Here is a 12,956-nt window from a genome sequence, read left to right as displayed (position 1 = left end):
GAAGCATCGCCCTCCTGCTTGGTCGTCAGCTCTGAAGTGAGGATCTCGCCGGTGTCGGGATCGACCGCCAAGTGGAGTTTTCCCCAGCGCCGTCGCGCCGTCCCGCCCTGGCCGGCGTCCTGGCGGCGATCGCCTGCTGTGTCTCCCACACCGTCAGCTCACCACCCGGCGCAGCGCCGGATCGTAGGCTGTCCAGCTCTGCATCTGGTATTGGGCATTCGGGATCCTGTGACGGCGGTGCTCATTCCTCTTGTACGGCATCGGGGGGCTCGGATTCAGCGGGGGTGCCTCTATCGCCCCTTGCCCTTCCGACCGCCACCAGCCCGGCCTTTTTGCACCAATGCTGGCCGCTACCGGTCGGTGCAGGAAATGCAGGGGTCCACCGAGGCCTGGATGATCGACAGGTCGGCCAGCGGCTGGCCCATCACCATCGGTTCGATCGCCGGGATGTTGACGAAGGACGGGGTGCGGATCTTGACGCGGGCCGGCGAGGCCCCGCCTTCAGAGGCGACGTAGTAGAAGGCCTCGCCGCGCGGTGCCTCGGTGCGGATGGTCGCCTCGCCGGCCGGGATCTCCGGCAGCCCCTGGGTCGCCCGCAGCGGGCCGGGGGGCAGCGACAACAACGCCTCGCGGATCAGCCGGACGCTCTCCATCATCTCCAGCGCCCGCACCACGACGCGGGCCAGCACGTCGCCTTCCGGTCGGACGACGCTTTCGAAGCCGAGATCGGCGTAGGACAGGTAGGGCTGGTCCTTGCGCACGTCGATGTCGAGGCCGGAGGCGCGCGCCACCGGGCCGACCACCGCCCATTCCACCGCCTGCTCCCTGCTCAGCCGGCCGACGCCGCGGGTGCGGGCCAGCGCGGTCGGGTTCTGGGTGAAGGTGGGGATGACGATCTCGCCCAGCCCCTTGGCCAGCGCGTCGAGCGCCGGCAGATGGGCCGCCGGATCGGGAATGTCGCGCAGGACGCCGCCGATGCAGTTCATGCCGTAATTGACCCGGTTGCCGCTGATCGCCTCCAGCGTGTCCATCACCCGCTCGCGCAGGGTGAAGACCTCCATGAACAGCGAATGGAAGCCGATGTCCTCCGCCCCGACGCCGGCCCATAGCAGGTGGGAATGCAGCCGTTCCAGTTCGGCGATGATGGTGCGGATGTGGGCGGCGCGCTTGGGCAGCTCGATTCCGACGATGGTCTCCGCCGCCATGCAGAAGGTCATGGCGTGGGTGTTGGAGCAGATGCCGCAGACGCGCTCGATGAGGGTGATGACCTCGACCCAGTTGCGTTTCTGCGCCAGCAGCTCGATGCCGCGGTAGCTGAAGCCGACCTCGACGGTGGCGGACTCGATGACCTCGCCCTTGCACTGCACCTTGACCTTGAAGGGCTCTTCCAGGGCCGGGTGATAGGGGCCGAGCGGAAAGCTGTAGGGCATGGCCGGAAACTCCTAAGAACGGGCCGGACGAGGGGCGGGCGGGGAGGCCAGCGGAGAAGAGGGCTTGCGGGCAACCGTCGCCGGGCGGCACATCGCCTCGCGCAGCGTCGCCGTGTCGATCCCCTCCGGACGGATCAGCGGGACCGGGTTGGGGTGGCCGGGGAACTCGACCGCGAACAGGTCGCGGATCTCGCGCTCGGCCCAGGACGCTGCCCGGACGCTGGGCGCCAGCGAGGCGAGCGTGCCGTTGCGGGTGCAGGTCTTGACGTTGATGATCCGATGTTCGTCGATGTAATGGTAGATCACCGTCGATTCGGCGCTGTCGGGGTGCGGAATGGCGGTCACGGTGCCGAGCCGGATGCCCAGCGCCGCCATCGCGGCGGCCATCGCCTCCACATCCAGCAGCGGGGCGTCGGCCCACAGCGCGCCGTTGCGGAGGTCGACCGACCGGACGCCGGGGATGGCGCGGAGCGCCTCGATCAGGCGCGGGAGTGCGCGTTCGGCGCTTTCGATGTCGGCGGTCATGGTGTCGGCGATCATGGTGTCAGCGGTCATGGCGACCTCCCTCCGCGACAGCGCCGTCCGGGATGAAGGCGGTGCGCAGGCGCGCGCTCGCCGCCCAGCGGCGGCAGTCGGGGCAATAGCCGCGCTCGGCCTCGTCCGCATCCGCTGCCCACAGCGTGTCCATCGTCGCCGCCGGCAGCGGGACATGGGCGGCGCCGCAGCGGGTGCAGGGCTGCAGGTGGATGACGCTTTCCAGCCGCAGCCCGTCGCCGCCGGCGCTGTTCATCGAACCGGGGATGTCGGCGCGCAGATGGATCGCCCGGGTCGGGCAGTTCTGCTCGCACAGCCCACAGAAGGAGCATTGGCCGATGAAAAAATGCCAGGACACCGAGACGCCGGGATCCTGGGTGAAGGTGATGGCCTTGGGCGCGCAGACGAAGGCGCAGGTGCCGCAGGCGGTGCAGCGGCCGGCGTCGTGGGTGAGCGCGCCGCGGTACGTCAGGGGCACGACCGGCATGTCGGCCGGTGCGCGGGTGCGCGACGGTCGCATCAGGTTGCCGAGGATGGTCTTCAGCATTGCCATGGCGGTATCCCCCCTCACCGGACCAGTGTCGCGGCCATGGTGATGGCCGAGGCGAGGCCGCCCCAGACCCAGTAGAAGCGGAAAGCCTGGGTCAGGCGCAGCCGCGCGGTGGTGGTCGCAAGCAGCGTCACCCCGCCAAGCACCAGGATGCCGGCGCCGAGATAGACCACCAGATTGACCAGCGGCCAGGGCGTCGCCGGGATGAAGACGACGGCGAACAGCTCGGTCAGCAGCACGACCTCGATGGCGTGGGACAGCTTGAACAGCGCCAGCGGCGGGCCGCTGTATTCGATGTGGCTGTCGGCGATGATCTCGTGCTCGGCGTTGGCGATGGAGAAGGGGTTGAGCTTCATCCGCGCCGGCAGCGCCAGCAGGAAGGTCAAGGCCGCCAGCAGATGGACGAGGCCGTAGGGCACCTCCTGCAGGGCGCGCATCTGGAAGCTGCCGGCCATCTGCGCCATGGCGATGATGGCGACCAGGAAGGGCAGGTTGTAGGCCAGGGACAGGATCGCCTCGCGCATCGCCGCGACCTGCCCGTAGATCGAGCGGCTGACATAGCCGGCGAGCACCTCGCACAGGACCGGCACCTCCATCAGGTACAGCAGCAGCACGACGTCGCCGGGCAGAGACGGCACCGGATTGCCGGGCAGCGGCACGATGGCCAGCGCCGCGGTCACCGCCGCCACCGACACCAGCGGCAGCGCCAGGAAGATGCCGCGGCTGACGCCCCGGGGGATCACCGTCTCCTTGCCCAGCAGCTTCATGACATCGAAGAAGGGCTGGAAGAAGGGCGGACCCTGGCGGCCTTGAAGCCGGGCCACCAGCTTGCGCATGAACCACAGCTCCAGCCAGCCGAGCGGGGCGGCGAACAGCAGGCCGGGCCAGACGGCGATGGCGACCAGATAGGACCAGACGGCGTTCATGACAGCCTCCCCCACCGGCTTTCGGGCTGGCTTCCGGCAAGCCGGCTCTTGGCCAGCTGGCTCTTGGTCGCGCCGTCTTCCAGCAGTTTGGCGGCGCGGGCGATGCCGTCCAGGATGGCCTGGGGGCGCGGCGGACAGCCGGGCACCCAGACATCGACCGGAACGACGGTGTCGAGCGAGCAGCTCAGCACCAGCGGGCTGCCGGCGAAGACGTTGCCCGACGACGGGCAGGATCCCAGCGCCACCACCGCCTTCGGGTTGGGCACCTGGTCGTAGATGTCGAGGATCGCTTGGCGCGAGCGCAGAGTCAGCGTGCCGGAGATCAGCACGATGTCGGCGTGCTTGGGCGTGCCGTGCAGCTCGATGCCCAACTGCTCGGCGTCGTAACGCGGACTGAGCAGTGGCGTGATTTCGATATCGCAGCCGTTGCAGGAGCCGGCGTTCAGCCGGCAGATCCAGGGCGACCGACGGCGCGAGATCGCGATGACCCGTTCGATGAGGTTCATTTCACACCTCCCAGCGGGTTGGCCACCAGCGGGCCGGTCAGTTCAGCGACGTGCGGATGAGGCTCGAGCGTGGGGCGCAGCCGGTTCGGGGCCAGGCCGAACAGCACCGGTGCGACGGCGAAGACCAGCAGGACCGCGGCGGCGGCGCGCGGCAGCGGCTGCCCACCGGTCCCGCCCGCAGGCCCCGCGACCGCCGGACCGAGCCAGACCCGGTGGATGACGCGGACGTAGCACAGCAGCGCCATCGCCGAGGAGGCGTAGAGCACGGTGAGCAGCAGCGGCCCGCCCAGCTCCGCCCCGGCCAGATAGAGCCGCCAATGGCCGATGAATCCCAACGTCGGCGGGATGCCGATGAAGCCCAGCGCCCCGAGCATGAAGGCGGCGCTCGCCACCGGCAGCGGGGTCGACAGGCCGCGGTCGTCCAGCGTCACCGCCCGGCCGAGATGCCATTCCGCCGCCCCGACCGCGCCGAACAGCACGATCTTGCCCAGCGCGTGGCCGAGAATGCCGAACCACGCCCCGGCCATGCCGTCGGCGCCGCCGATGACCAGCCCGAGCAGCAGATAGCCCATGTCGTCGATTGAGGAAAAGGCCAGCATCGGCTTCAGCGCGCGCTGCGCCAGCGCCAGCAGCGCGGCGCCCAGCAGCGACAGCACCGCCAGCCCGATCCACAGCGGCGCGAAGCCGGTGAAGATCCAGGGTGCGGTATCGCGCAGTGTCAGCAGCTCGCAGAAGGCGCCGACATCGACCACCGCGACGATCAGCGCGGTGGTCATCGCCGACGAGGCGCGCGCCACCGCCGGCAGCCAGAAATAGACCGGCACCAGCCCCAGCTTCAGCGCGACGCCGATCAGCAGCAGCGCCACCGCCAGCTTGTCCCATGGCGCACCCGGCCGCAGCGTGCCGAGGCCGGTCAGCGCCAGCGCCGCCCAGGTGCAGAGCGTGGCGAGGATCACCGCCGTCAGGTATTTGCGGGCGGCGGCCCGCGCCGCGTCGGTTCCGCCGCTCCACACTATGCCGACAGCCACCAGCTCGGCGGCGGAGGCAAGCAGGGTCGCTGTCCAGGAATGGGGCAAGGAATGGCCGGCCAGCCGGGCGACGATGGCGAGAGCGACCGTGGCGGCGGCGAAGCGCCACCAGGATCGATCCCCCTGCGGGATGGCGCGGGCGTAGAGGCCGACGCCGAGCGCGATTCCCAGGAAGAGTGGTATCAGGACCGTGTCCATGTCGATGCCTCCGGCAGCGCTCAGACCAGCCACACGCCGGCCAGCGCGGCAATCGCGACAAGACCGATGGGCAGCAGCGGGCGATCCTCAAGGACGGCGCCTGCGGTGGTCTGCGCCGCACCGGCCACACGGGTCAGGGCGCGCCAGATCCGGAGATAGCCGGGATCAGGATCGAGCGAATAGACGGGGTGAAAGGCTGTTTCCGCCATCTCGGCGAAATCGACGGCGCCGGGCCGGTCGCCGGCCGGCAGCGGCTCGCCGCCGGAATAGACCGACACCAGCCCGGGGGCCGGCGCCTGCGCCAGCCGGTAGACCAGCAGCCCCAGCATGGCCGAGGCCAGCACCACGCCGCCGCCGACGGTCACCGCGATGGTGCCGCGGTCGGTCAGGATTCCGAGCCAGCTCATTTCCACCGCCCAGTCGAAGCCCAGCGAGCGCACCGCCGGGGCGACGATCGGCAGCATCAGCAGCTGCGGCGCGACGCCGAACAGCAGGCACAGCCCGGCCATCGACCCCATGCCGGCCAGCATGCTCGGCGACGCCTCGTGCACCGGACGGCCGAGCAGCGCCTTGGAGGGCACGCCGTAGAAGGCGTTGACGGTGGCCTTGAGGAAGGAGAAGGCGGTCAGGATGCTGCCGATCCAGCCGACCAGCACGACGGCCAGCAGCCCCTTGTCGAGCGCCGCGCTGAACAGCAGCCATTTGGCGACGAAGCCGTTGGTCAGCGGCACGCCGGCGATCGACGCCGCGGCGATGATCCACACCTTCGCCGTCCCCGGCATCGCCGACGCCAGACCGCCGAGGTCGCGCAGGTCGCGGGTGCCGGTGGCGTGCTGGATGGCGCCAGCGCACATGAACAGGGTGCCCTTGAACAGCGCGTGGCTCAGGCAATAGAACAGCCCGGCCGCCAGCCCGAGATCGGTGCCGAGCGCCAGCCCGACGACGATATAGCCGAGCTGGCTGACGGTGTGGAAGGCGAGCAGCCGCTTCAGGTCGGTCTGCGCCATGGCGAAGATGACGCCGACCAGGATGGTGACGCAGCCGACCGCCAGCAGCGGAGTTCCCATCACCTCATGCCATTGCCCGCCACCCACCACATACATGCGGGCGATCAGGTAGACGCCGGCCTTGACGTAGCAGGCGGAATGCAGCAGCGCCGACACCGGCGTCGGCGCGTTCATCGCCTCCGGGATCCAGGTGTGCAGCGGGAACATCACCGATTTCGCCATCGCCGCGACGATGAACAGCGCCGCGATGCCCGAGGTGAAGGCGGAGGCGACGGCCGGATCGGTCCAGGCCAGCGTACCGGCGCGGGCATAGACCAGCACCAGCCCGACGAGGAAGCCGTAGCCGGCGAGGTGGGTGATGACCAGCACCTTGCGGGCGCCGTCGGTCGCCGCCTTCTGCTTGTACCAGAAGCCGACCAGACTGTAGGAGCACAGCCCTATCACTTCCCACGCCACATAGGCGCCCAGCATGTCGGCGGCGCCCGCCAGCAGCAGCAGGCCGGCGATGAAGACCAGCATGATGGCGTAGAAGCGCGTCGTGCCCTGCTCCTCATGCTCCATGTAGCGGACGGAGAACAGCAGGATGGCGGCGCCGATGCCGGTGCCCATCACCATGAACAGGACGCTCAGCCCGTCGATGCGCAGGGCGAGGGAGAATGGCCCGTCCCAGCCCGGCAGCAGCAACGCCTCCGCCGCGACGCCGGCCATGCTGGCCGGCACCAGCGTCAGCGAGGCGAGGCAGGAGGCGAAGACCACGGCGGTCGCGAGCACCCCCTTGCCGACCGGCGTCAGCCAGCGGGCGAGCAGGAGTTGAAGGACGAAGCCCCCGAGCAGGAGAAGAATGGGGAGCGTTGTGGACGTCATGACCAGCCCCTTTCTCAGCCACCGGCCAGCGGCGGAAAGATGAAGACGTCGGAGTCCGGCGACAGTGGCGTGTCCAGCCCCTGAAGACCGCGCACGTCCTGGCCGTTGACCAGGATGATGGCGTAGCCGGCGAGTTCACCGTCCTTCAGGATCCAGCGGGCGAAGTTCGGGCCGTATTCGGCGACCAGATCCCGCAGCAGGTCCCGCAGGGTCGCCGCGGGACGTTGCCACACCTCATGCGACTTCTTGGTGGCGTCGCGCAGCAGCGCGAAATAGGAGATTTTCATGGGACAGGGCCCTTCTTCCGGGACCGCCGCCAGATCACCGCCACCCGGCCGCCGCCGCGGCGGATGGCCGCGGCGGCGGACCGGACAGGGTCAGGCCAGCGCCAGCGCGCTCAGCTTCTCCGGCGTGGGCACGCCGTTGGCATCCCAGCCGCGAACGCCGTAGTAGAGCGGCAGCATTTCCGGCAGGCGGCTGACCGCCCCCTTCGACGGGCCGGTCACGATCGGCTCACTCAGCAGGCGTGGCGGCAGGGTGTCGTCGGCGGCGGTCAGGCCGGCCTTCAGGTTCCACAGCCGCTCCAGGTTCCAGATCCGCTCGCCCGCCTCGATGAAGCTGTCGCCGGTGTAGGCGAAGCCGGTCAGCGCCGTCATCAACTCGGCGAATTCGGGCGCACCGATGCCGAAGGTGGCGAACAGGCAGGATCCGCTCGAATCCAGCGCCGCCGTCAGGTTCTGGAACAGGGCGACCAGCTCCGCCTTACCGTCGATGCTGTCCTTGTCGACCTTGACCGGCACGCCCAGCACCTCGGGGCTGATGGTGTAGCCGCGGACGTGACAACCGCCGCGGTTGTTGGTGGCGTAGTTCAGGCCGATGCCCTGGACCGCGCGCGGATCGTAAGCCGGCATTTCCTGTTTCTTGACGGTCATCGACAGTTCCGGATGGCCGTAGAGGCTGGCCAGCCGGTAGGAGCCCAGTGCGAGCTTCTTGCCGAAGCCCTGGCCGATGCCGGCCAGCCGCACCGCCTCGACCATCGCATCGGCGTTGCCGAAGGTCAGCTCCAGACCCTCGGTGTCCTTCAGCGTGATGATGCCGCGGTCGAACAGCTCCATCGCGCAGGCGACGGTGCCGCCCATCGAGATGGTGTCCAGGCCGTATTCGTTGCAGTAGTAGTTGGCCTTGATCACCGCATCGAGGTTGTCGATCCGGCAATCCGGGCCGAAACCCCAGGCGGTTTCATACTCCGGCCCCTCGCCCTCGCCCTTGTATTTGGGGTGTTTGACCTTGGTGGCGCGGCCGCAGGAGATGATGCAGGAGAAACAGCCCTTCGGCCGCTGCAGCTGGTTGGCCGCCAGCGTCTCGCCGCCCACCTTGTCGGCGGTTTCGAAATGACCGTCCTGGAAGTTGCCGGTGGGCAGACCACCCACCGAGTTCAGGATGTTGACCAGCACGTTGGTGCCGTAGAGGCGCAAGCCGGTGCCGCCGACCGGATGCTCCTTGATCATGGTGCTGGCCTTGCTCACCGCGGCGAGGAAGGCGGCCTTGTCCGCGACGGTGACGGCACCGGTGCCGCGCACCACCACCGCCTTCAGGTTCTTCGACCCCATCACCGCGCCGACGCCGGTGCGGCCGGCCGCGCGCTGCATGTCGTTCATGATGGAGGCGATGAAGGACAGATTCTCACCGGCCGGGCCGATGCAGGCGATCTTGGCGTCGGTCGCCGTCTCGGCGTTCAGCGCCTCGGTCGTCTCGGGAACGTCCTTGCCCCAGAGATGGGCGGCGTCGCGGATCTCCACCTCGTCGTCCTGGATCCACAGATAGACCGGCTTCGGCGAGCGGCCTTCCAGGATCAGCATGTCGTAGCCGGCATATTTCAGCTCCGGCCCCCAGGCGCCGCCGGAATTCGACGCGGCGATGGTGCCGGTCAGCGGCCCCTTGGTCACCACGTCGTAGCGGCCGGCCGATGGCGCGAAGGTACCGGTCATCGGACCCGATGCGAAGATCAGCTTGTTCGCCGGAGACAGCGGATCGACGGCGGGATCCACCTCGTCGTACATGTATTTGGTGCCGAGTCCGCGGGCGCCGATGTAGTCGCGCGCCAAGTCGGTCTTCAGCGCTTCGGTGCCGATCTTGCCGGTGCTGAGATCGATCCGAAGGATTTTTCCTGTCCAGCCGTGCATGATCAGACCTCCGCAAAGGCGTTCTTGAGCTTGGTGGCGAAGGAGCGTTTGCGCGCCTGCGCCGACACCGTGTCCTCGACCCATTCCAGTGCGTGGGTGGGGCAGATCGTCGCGCAGGCCGGATCGCCGCCGCAGGTGTCGCATTTCAGGATCTGCGACCCCAGGAAGTCCCAGGAGGCGCAGCCGAACGGGCAGGCCTGCACGCACATCTTGCAGCCGATGCATTTCGACTGATCCAGCTCGACTTGGCCGTTGGCCGGGTTGCGGTGCATCGCCTTCGGCATGCAGACGGTGGTGCAGGCGGCGTCTTTGCACTGCTGGCACATCATGGGGACGGAGAAGCCTTCGCGTTCCCAGGTGTAGACATGGATGCGGGAGGCTTTCGGTCGAAAGTCTCCCTCATGCTCCATGGAGCAGGCGAGTTCGCAGTTGCGGCATCCGGTGCATTTGTCCGGATGGATCATCAGCATCATGCTCATGGTCGGGTGACCTCCTGATAACCGTGACGCGGGCTCCGCTTCTCAGCGCTCCTGTCGAGTATGTTCCGGCCGTTCCGGCGGGCCGGTCTCGGGCGTCCGGTGTTGGGCTGGTTCCTCGGGTCGTGGCTTGGCCGGCTTGCGGCAACAGGGGATCGCCGCCGGAGCGGCGGAGAAACCGCCGGGCGTGGCCAGAATCTGGATGTGGGGCATGGGGGACCGGCCCGGGGATGAAGCCGGCCTGTCGTGATCGGGACGCCCGTCAGGGCGGATGGCACCCCAGGGTGTTCGTTGTCGATCCGCCGGAGCCCGGGGCTGTCGGGCGGACGGTCCGCGTTGTTGGGGTGACCATAATCGTTGACCCGTTGTGATCGAATGAACACAGGGCCCGGCTGTTAACTATGTCTGGAGGGCGGGGCCGCCAATCTTTGGTCCAGACTGCTCTTTCATATCACCAGTGCTGCATGCGCCGATATGATTTACATCAACGCCACTGCGCTGGTTATGGTGAAGACATAGAACCGGCCCTAGGGGAAGGCCTCGATTTCTTCGGAAACTTACCGATGCACGAATTGTCATTGTGCGAAAGCATCGTCACCCTAGTGGTCGAAAGCGCCGGACGGGAGGGCATCCGCCGGGTGACCCGTGTCACGGTGGACATAGGCGCGGGCGCCGCCATCGATCCGGACGCGCTGCTGTTCTGCTTTCCCCTGGTGACGGAGGACACGCTGGCCGCCGGAGCGGAACTCGCGATCGAGCGGAAGGCGCTGAAGGCGCGCTGCGACGCCTGCGGCACCGACTACGCGCCGGACACGCTGATCGCTCCATGCCCGGCTTGCGGTGGGACCCGGCGTACGCTGCTGGCCGGCCGTGACATGCGGGTGGTGTCGTTCGAAGGGGAATAGAGTTCCGGCAGTGAGAACACGAGATGGGGCGGACCCTCGTCCCCATATGCAATACGTTCAGGGCGGAGGTATTCCTGTAGGGGCGGGTTGCTGGATAATCATCCCACATCATACGGACCGGTCCGCCCACCCCCCGCCGGTGGCGATCCGCCGTGCCGCCGTCTCGATCAGCTGGTATTTCACACTGCTGACGGTGGCTTCCCGGAACCAGTTGATCAGGTCGCCCCAGGGATCGACGATCTTGGCGAGGCCGGAGACGAACGCGACGACCGCACCGACGTCGATGTGTCCCTGCACCACGTACCAGCCGCCGATGCCAAGAACCACCGCGACACCGAGGTGGTGCAGCAGGTTCATCAGGAAGTTCATCCCGAACTTCAGCGTGTAGATGCCCATATTCAGCGCGAAAACGGTGTCGATGCGCTTGGGCTGGTCCCGGCTGTCGGCCACCGTGTTTCCGGTGCTGCCGATGATGTTGCTGCTGATCTGGCGCAGCGTCCTGATGCGCATCGCCGCCCGCCGGTTGATCGCCCGCTGGATCAGCGGAACGATGATCATCTGCGGCAGGAAAACCAGCGCGCTGACCAACGCGAATTCCAGCCGCAGATGGGCAATGTAGACGAGCACACTGACCAGGATGCCGGTCTGGAGCAAGGGTTCTGACACGCTGATGCCGACGAAGTTGCCGATCGGTTCCGCTTCCGACAGGACCAGCGCGATTTCCACGCCCTCCTCTTCCTGTGAATCGTGCCGGCGCGGAACGCAGCGGGCCAAGCTGAGGATGGTCATGCGCAGATGCCGCACCGCCCTTTCGCTGACCCAGCCCCGGTAGAGGTTCAGGATGAACTTGAGCACACCTTCGAGGAGCGCGATGCCGAAATAGGCGACCGACAGCCAGACGATCGCGGACAGCGATCTCGACGAGATGGCATCATTGACGATGCGCCGCTGGATCTCGAGCGGCCAGATGCTCAAAAGGAAGACCATGACGGAAAGGACCGCCAGCCCGACCTGATGCTTGCCGCTGTGGCGCCAGACATAGCCGCCGACCGACGCCGGCAGCGGTCCATTGCCTTGTCCGCGCAGCGCAACTCCGGAGGCTGCCCGTTCTTCCATCATGCCGGCGCGCCTGCCGCCGCCCGCCGCGGATGGCACCGGCCGACCGTGGCAGCGTTGTCGAGACCGTTCTTCATGTCGCCCGTTCCCCTGTACGTTGCACCGCCACGCATCACTCGTAGCGCAGCGCTTCGATCGGCTGGAGGCGGGACGCCTTGCGGGCCGGGTAGAAGCCGAAGAAGACCCCGATCACAGCCGCAAAGCCGACCGCCAGAAGGATCGCCGGCACGCTCAATTCCGTCTGCCAGTGCGCCCAATGCCCGATGGTGAAGGCGGCGGCGGCACCGACGGCGATCCCGATCAGCCCGCCGGTCAGCGACAGCGTCAAGGCTTCGATCAGGAACTGGCCCAGGATGTCGCGGCTGCGCGCTCCGACGGCAAGGCGCAGCCCGATTTCCCGGGTCCGCTCGGTCACGCTGACCAGCATGATGTTCATGATGCCGATTCCACCCACCACCAGCGACACCGAGGCCACCGCCGCCAGCAGCAGCGTCAGCACGCGAGACGATGCCTCCTGTGCCTGGGCGACCTCCGACAGGTTGCGGATCCAGAAATCATCGTCCTGTGCGGATTGAAGATGGTGGCGCTGCCTCAGCAGGTCGTGGATCTGCGTCCCGGCGGCATGCATGTCGGCACCCTCGCGCATCTTGACCAGGATGGCGCCCACCGCCCGCCGGCTCACCTCGCTGCCGCCCAGCACGCGGTTGCGCGCCGTGCTCAGAGGCATGACGACTGTGTCGTCCTGATCCTGGCCCTGCATGCTTTGGCCCTTGCGGTCCAGCACGCCGACCACGGTGAACGGCACCTTCTTGATGCGGATCAGTTGGCCGACCGGATCCGCGTTGCCGAACAGCGTGGACGCCACCGTCTGGCCGAGCAGCGCCACCTTGGCCGCGCGGTCCTCTTCCGCTTGTTCGAAGGGCCTGCCCTGGCCGACGCCCCAATCCCGCGCCGCCAGAAAGTCGGTGGTGGTGCCGAAGATCACGGTGGACCAGTTGAGGTTGCCGTAGATGATCTGGGCCGTGCCGCGCACGCCCGGTGCCGCGACCAGAATCTCGGGGACTTCCCGCTGCAGGGCCTGGGCGTCGTCCTCGCTCAGCGTCATCTGGGTGCCGAAGCCCAGACGCACGCCCCCGGAGGTGATCGCGCCGGACACCACGATGATGAGGTTGGAGCCGAGGCTGTCGATCTGTTGGGCGATGCGCGCTTCCGCTCCGGCGCCGACCGCGATCA

13 protein-coding genes and 1 pseudogene are annotated in these 12,956 nt (G+C 68.0%); 1 reads left to right on the top strand and 13 read right to left on the bottom strand.

Annotation, left to right across the window (positions count from 1 at the left end):
• The 11 genes and pseudogenes from TSH20_RS35935 to TSH20_RS31260 all read right to left on the bottom strand — a co-directional run.
• Window positions 1-261: pseudogene (locus TSH20_RS35935) on the bottom strand (hypothetical protein); the annotation flags it as partial.
• Window positions 262-350: 89 nt separating this feature from the next.
• The gene (locus TSH20_RS31305; protein WP_109157658.1) at window positions 351-1,430 is read right to left on the bottom strand and encodes a nickel-dependent hydrogenase large subunit; all 1,080 of its coding nucleotides are present in this window, start codon (window positions 1,428-1,430) and stop codon (window positions 351-353) included.
• A 12-nt stretch (window positions 1,431-1,442) separates the two neighbouring features.
• Entirely contained in the window at window positions 1,443-1,985 is a 543-nt protein-coding gene (locus tag TSH20_RS31300; RefSeq protein WP_247871710.1) for an NADH-quinone oxidoreductase subunit C, read from the bottom strand.
• Window positions 1,975-2,517, bottom strand: a complete 543-nt coding sequence (locus TSH20_RS31295; protein WP_109157659.1) for a 4Fe-4S binding protein — start codon at window positions 2,515-2,517, stop codon at window positions 1,975-1,977. The genes TSH20_RS31300 and TSH20_RS31295 overlap by 11 nt, the downstream gene beginning before the upstream one ends.
• A gap of 14 nt (window positions 2,518-2,531) precedes the next feature.
• Entirely contained in the window at window positions 2,532-3,440 is a 909-nt protein-coding gene (locus TSH20_RS31290) for a complex I subunit 1 family protein (RefSeq protein WP_109157660.1), read from the bottom strand.
• Window positions 3,437-3,946, bottom strand: a complete 510-nt coding sequence (gene nuoB, locus TSH20_RS31285; protein WP_109157661.1) for an NADH-quinone oxidoreductase subunit NuoB — start codon at window positions 3,944-3,946, stop codon at window positions 3,437-3,439. The genes TSH20_RS31290 and nuoB overlap by 4 nt, the downstream gene beginning before the upstream one ends.
• Window positions 3,943-5,172, bottom strand: a complete 1,230-nt coding sequence (locus TSH20_RS31280) for a proton-conducting transporter membrane subunit (protein WP_109157662.1) — start codon at window positions 5,170-5,172, stop codon at window positions 3,943-3,945. The genes nuoB and TSH20_RS31280 overlap by 4 nt, the downstream gene beginning before the upstream one ends.
• 20 nt (window positions 5,173-5,192) lie before the next feature.
• Window positions 5,193-7,043 (bottom strand): NADH-quinone oxidoreductase subunit L, encoded by a 1,851-nt coding sequence (locus TSH20_RS31275; protein ID WP_109157663.1) that lies wholly within the window; start codon window positions 7,041-7,043, stop codon window positions 5,193-5,195.
• 14 nt (window positions 7,044-7,057) lie between these two features.
• Window positions 7,058-7,330, bottom strand: coding sequence for a MoaD/ThiS family protein (locus TSH20_RS31270; protein ID WP_109157664.1), 273 nt, complete (start codon window positions 7,328-7,330; stop codon window positions 7,058-7,060).
• Window positions 7,331-7,420: 90 nt separating this feature from the next.
• Window positions 7,421-9,226 carry an aldehyde ferredoxin oxidoreductase family protein gene (locus TSH20_RS31265; RefSeq protein WP_109157665.1) on the bottom strand — a complete coding sequence of 602 codons (1,806 nt, stop codon included), beginning with the start codon at window positions 9,224-9,226 and terminating at the stop codon, window positions 7,421-7,423.
• Between the two features lie 2 nt (window positions 9,227-9,228).
• Window positions 9,229-9,705, bottom strand: a complete 477-nt coding sequence (locus TSH20_RS31260; protein WP_085091330.1) for a 4Fe-4S dicluster domain-containing protein — start codon at window positions 9,703-9,705, stop codon at window positions 9,229-9,231.
• A 560-nt stretch (window positions 9,706-10,265) separates the two neighbouring features.
• On the opposite strand from TSH20_RS31260, the gene hypA reads away from it, so the two are divergent.
• Complete coding sequence (gene hypA / locus TSH20_RS31255; RefSeq protein WP_109157666.1) at window positions 10,266-10,607, top strand: hydrogenase maturation nickel metallochaperone HypA; 342 nt, start codon at window positions 10,266-10,268, stop codon at window positions 10,605-10,607.
• A 108-nt stretch (window positions 10,608-10,715) separates the two neighbouring features.
• Here hypA and TSH20_RS31250 read toward each other — a convergent pair whose 3' ends face one another.
• On the bottom strand, window positions 10,716-11,726 hold the full coding sequence (locus tag TSH20_RS31250) for an ABC transporter ATP-binding protein (protein ID WP_146205485.1): 1,011 nt from the start codon (window positions 11,724-11,726) through the stop codon (window positions 10,716-10,718).
• Between the two features lie 109 nt (window positions 11,727-11,835).
• Window positions 11,836-12,956, bottom strand: a 1,121-nt coding sequence (locus tag TSH20_RS31245) for an ABC transporter permease (RefSeq protein ID WP_109493016.1), incomplete at its 5' end; no start/stop codon positions are given.

Origin of the sequence: Azospirillum sp. TSH20 (genome assembly GCF_003115935.1) — a bacterium.
In the GTDB taxonomy this organism is placed as follows: domain Bacteria; phylum Pseudomonadota; class Alphaproteobacteria; order Azospirillales; family Azospirillaceae; genus Azospirillum.
The sequence above is the reverse complement of the archived record's forward strand: the minus strand, read 5'-3'. Positions and strand labels throughout refer to the sequence as shown.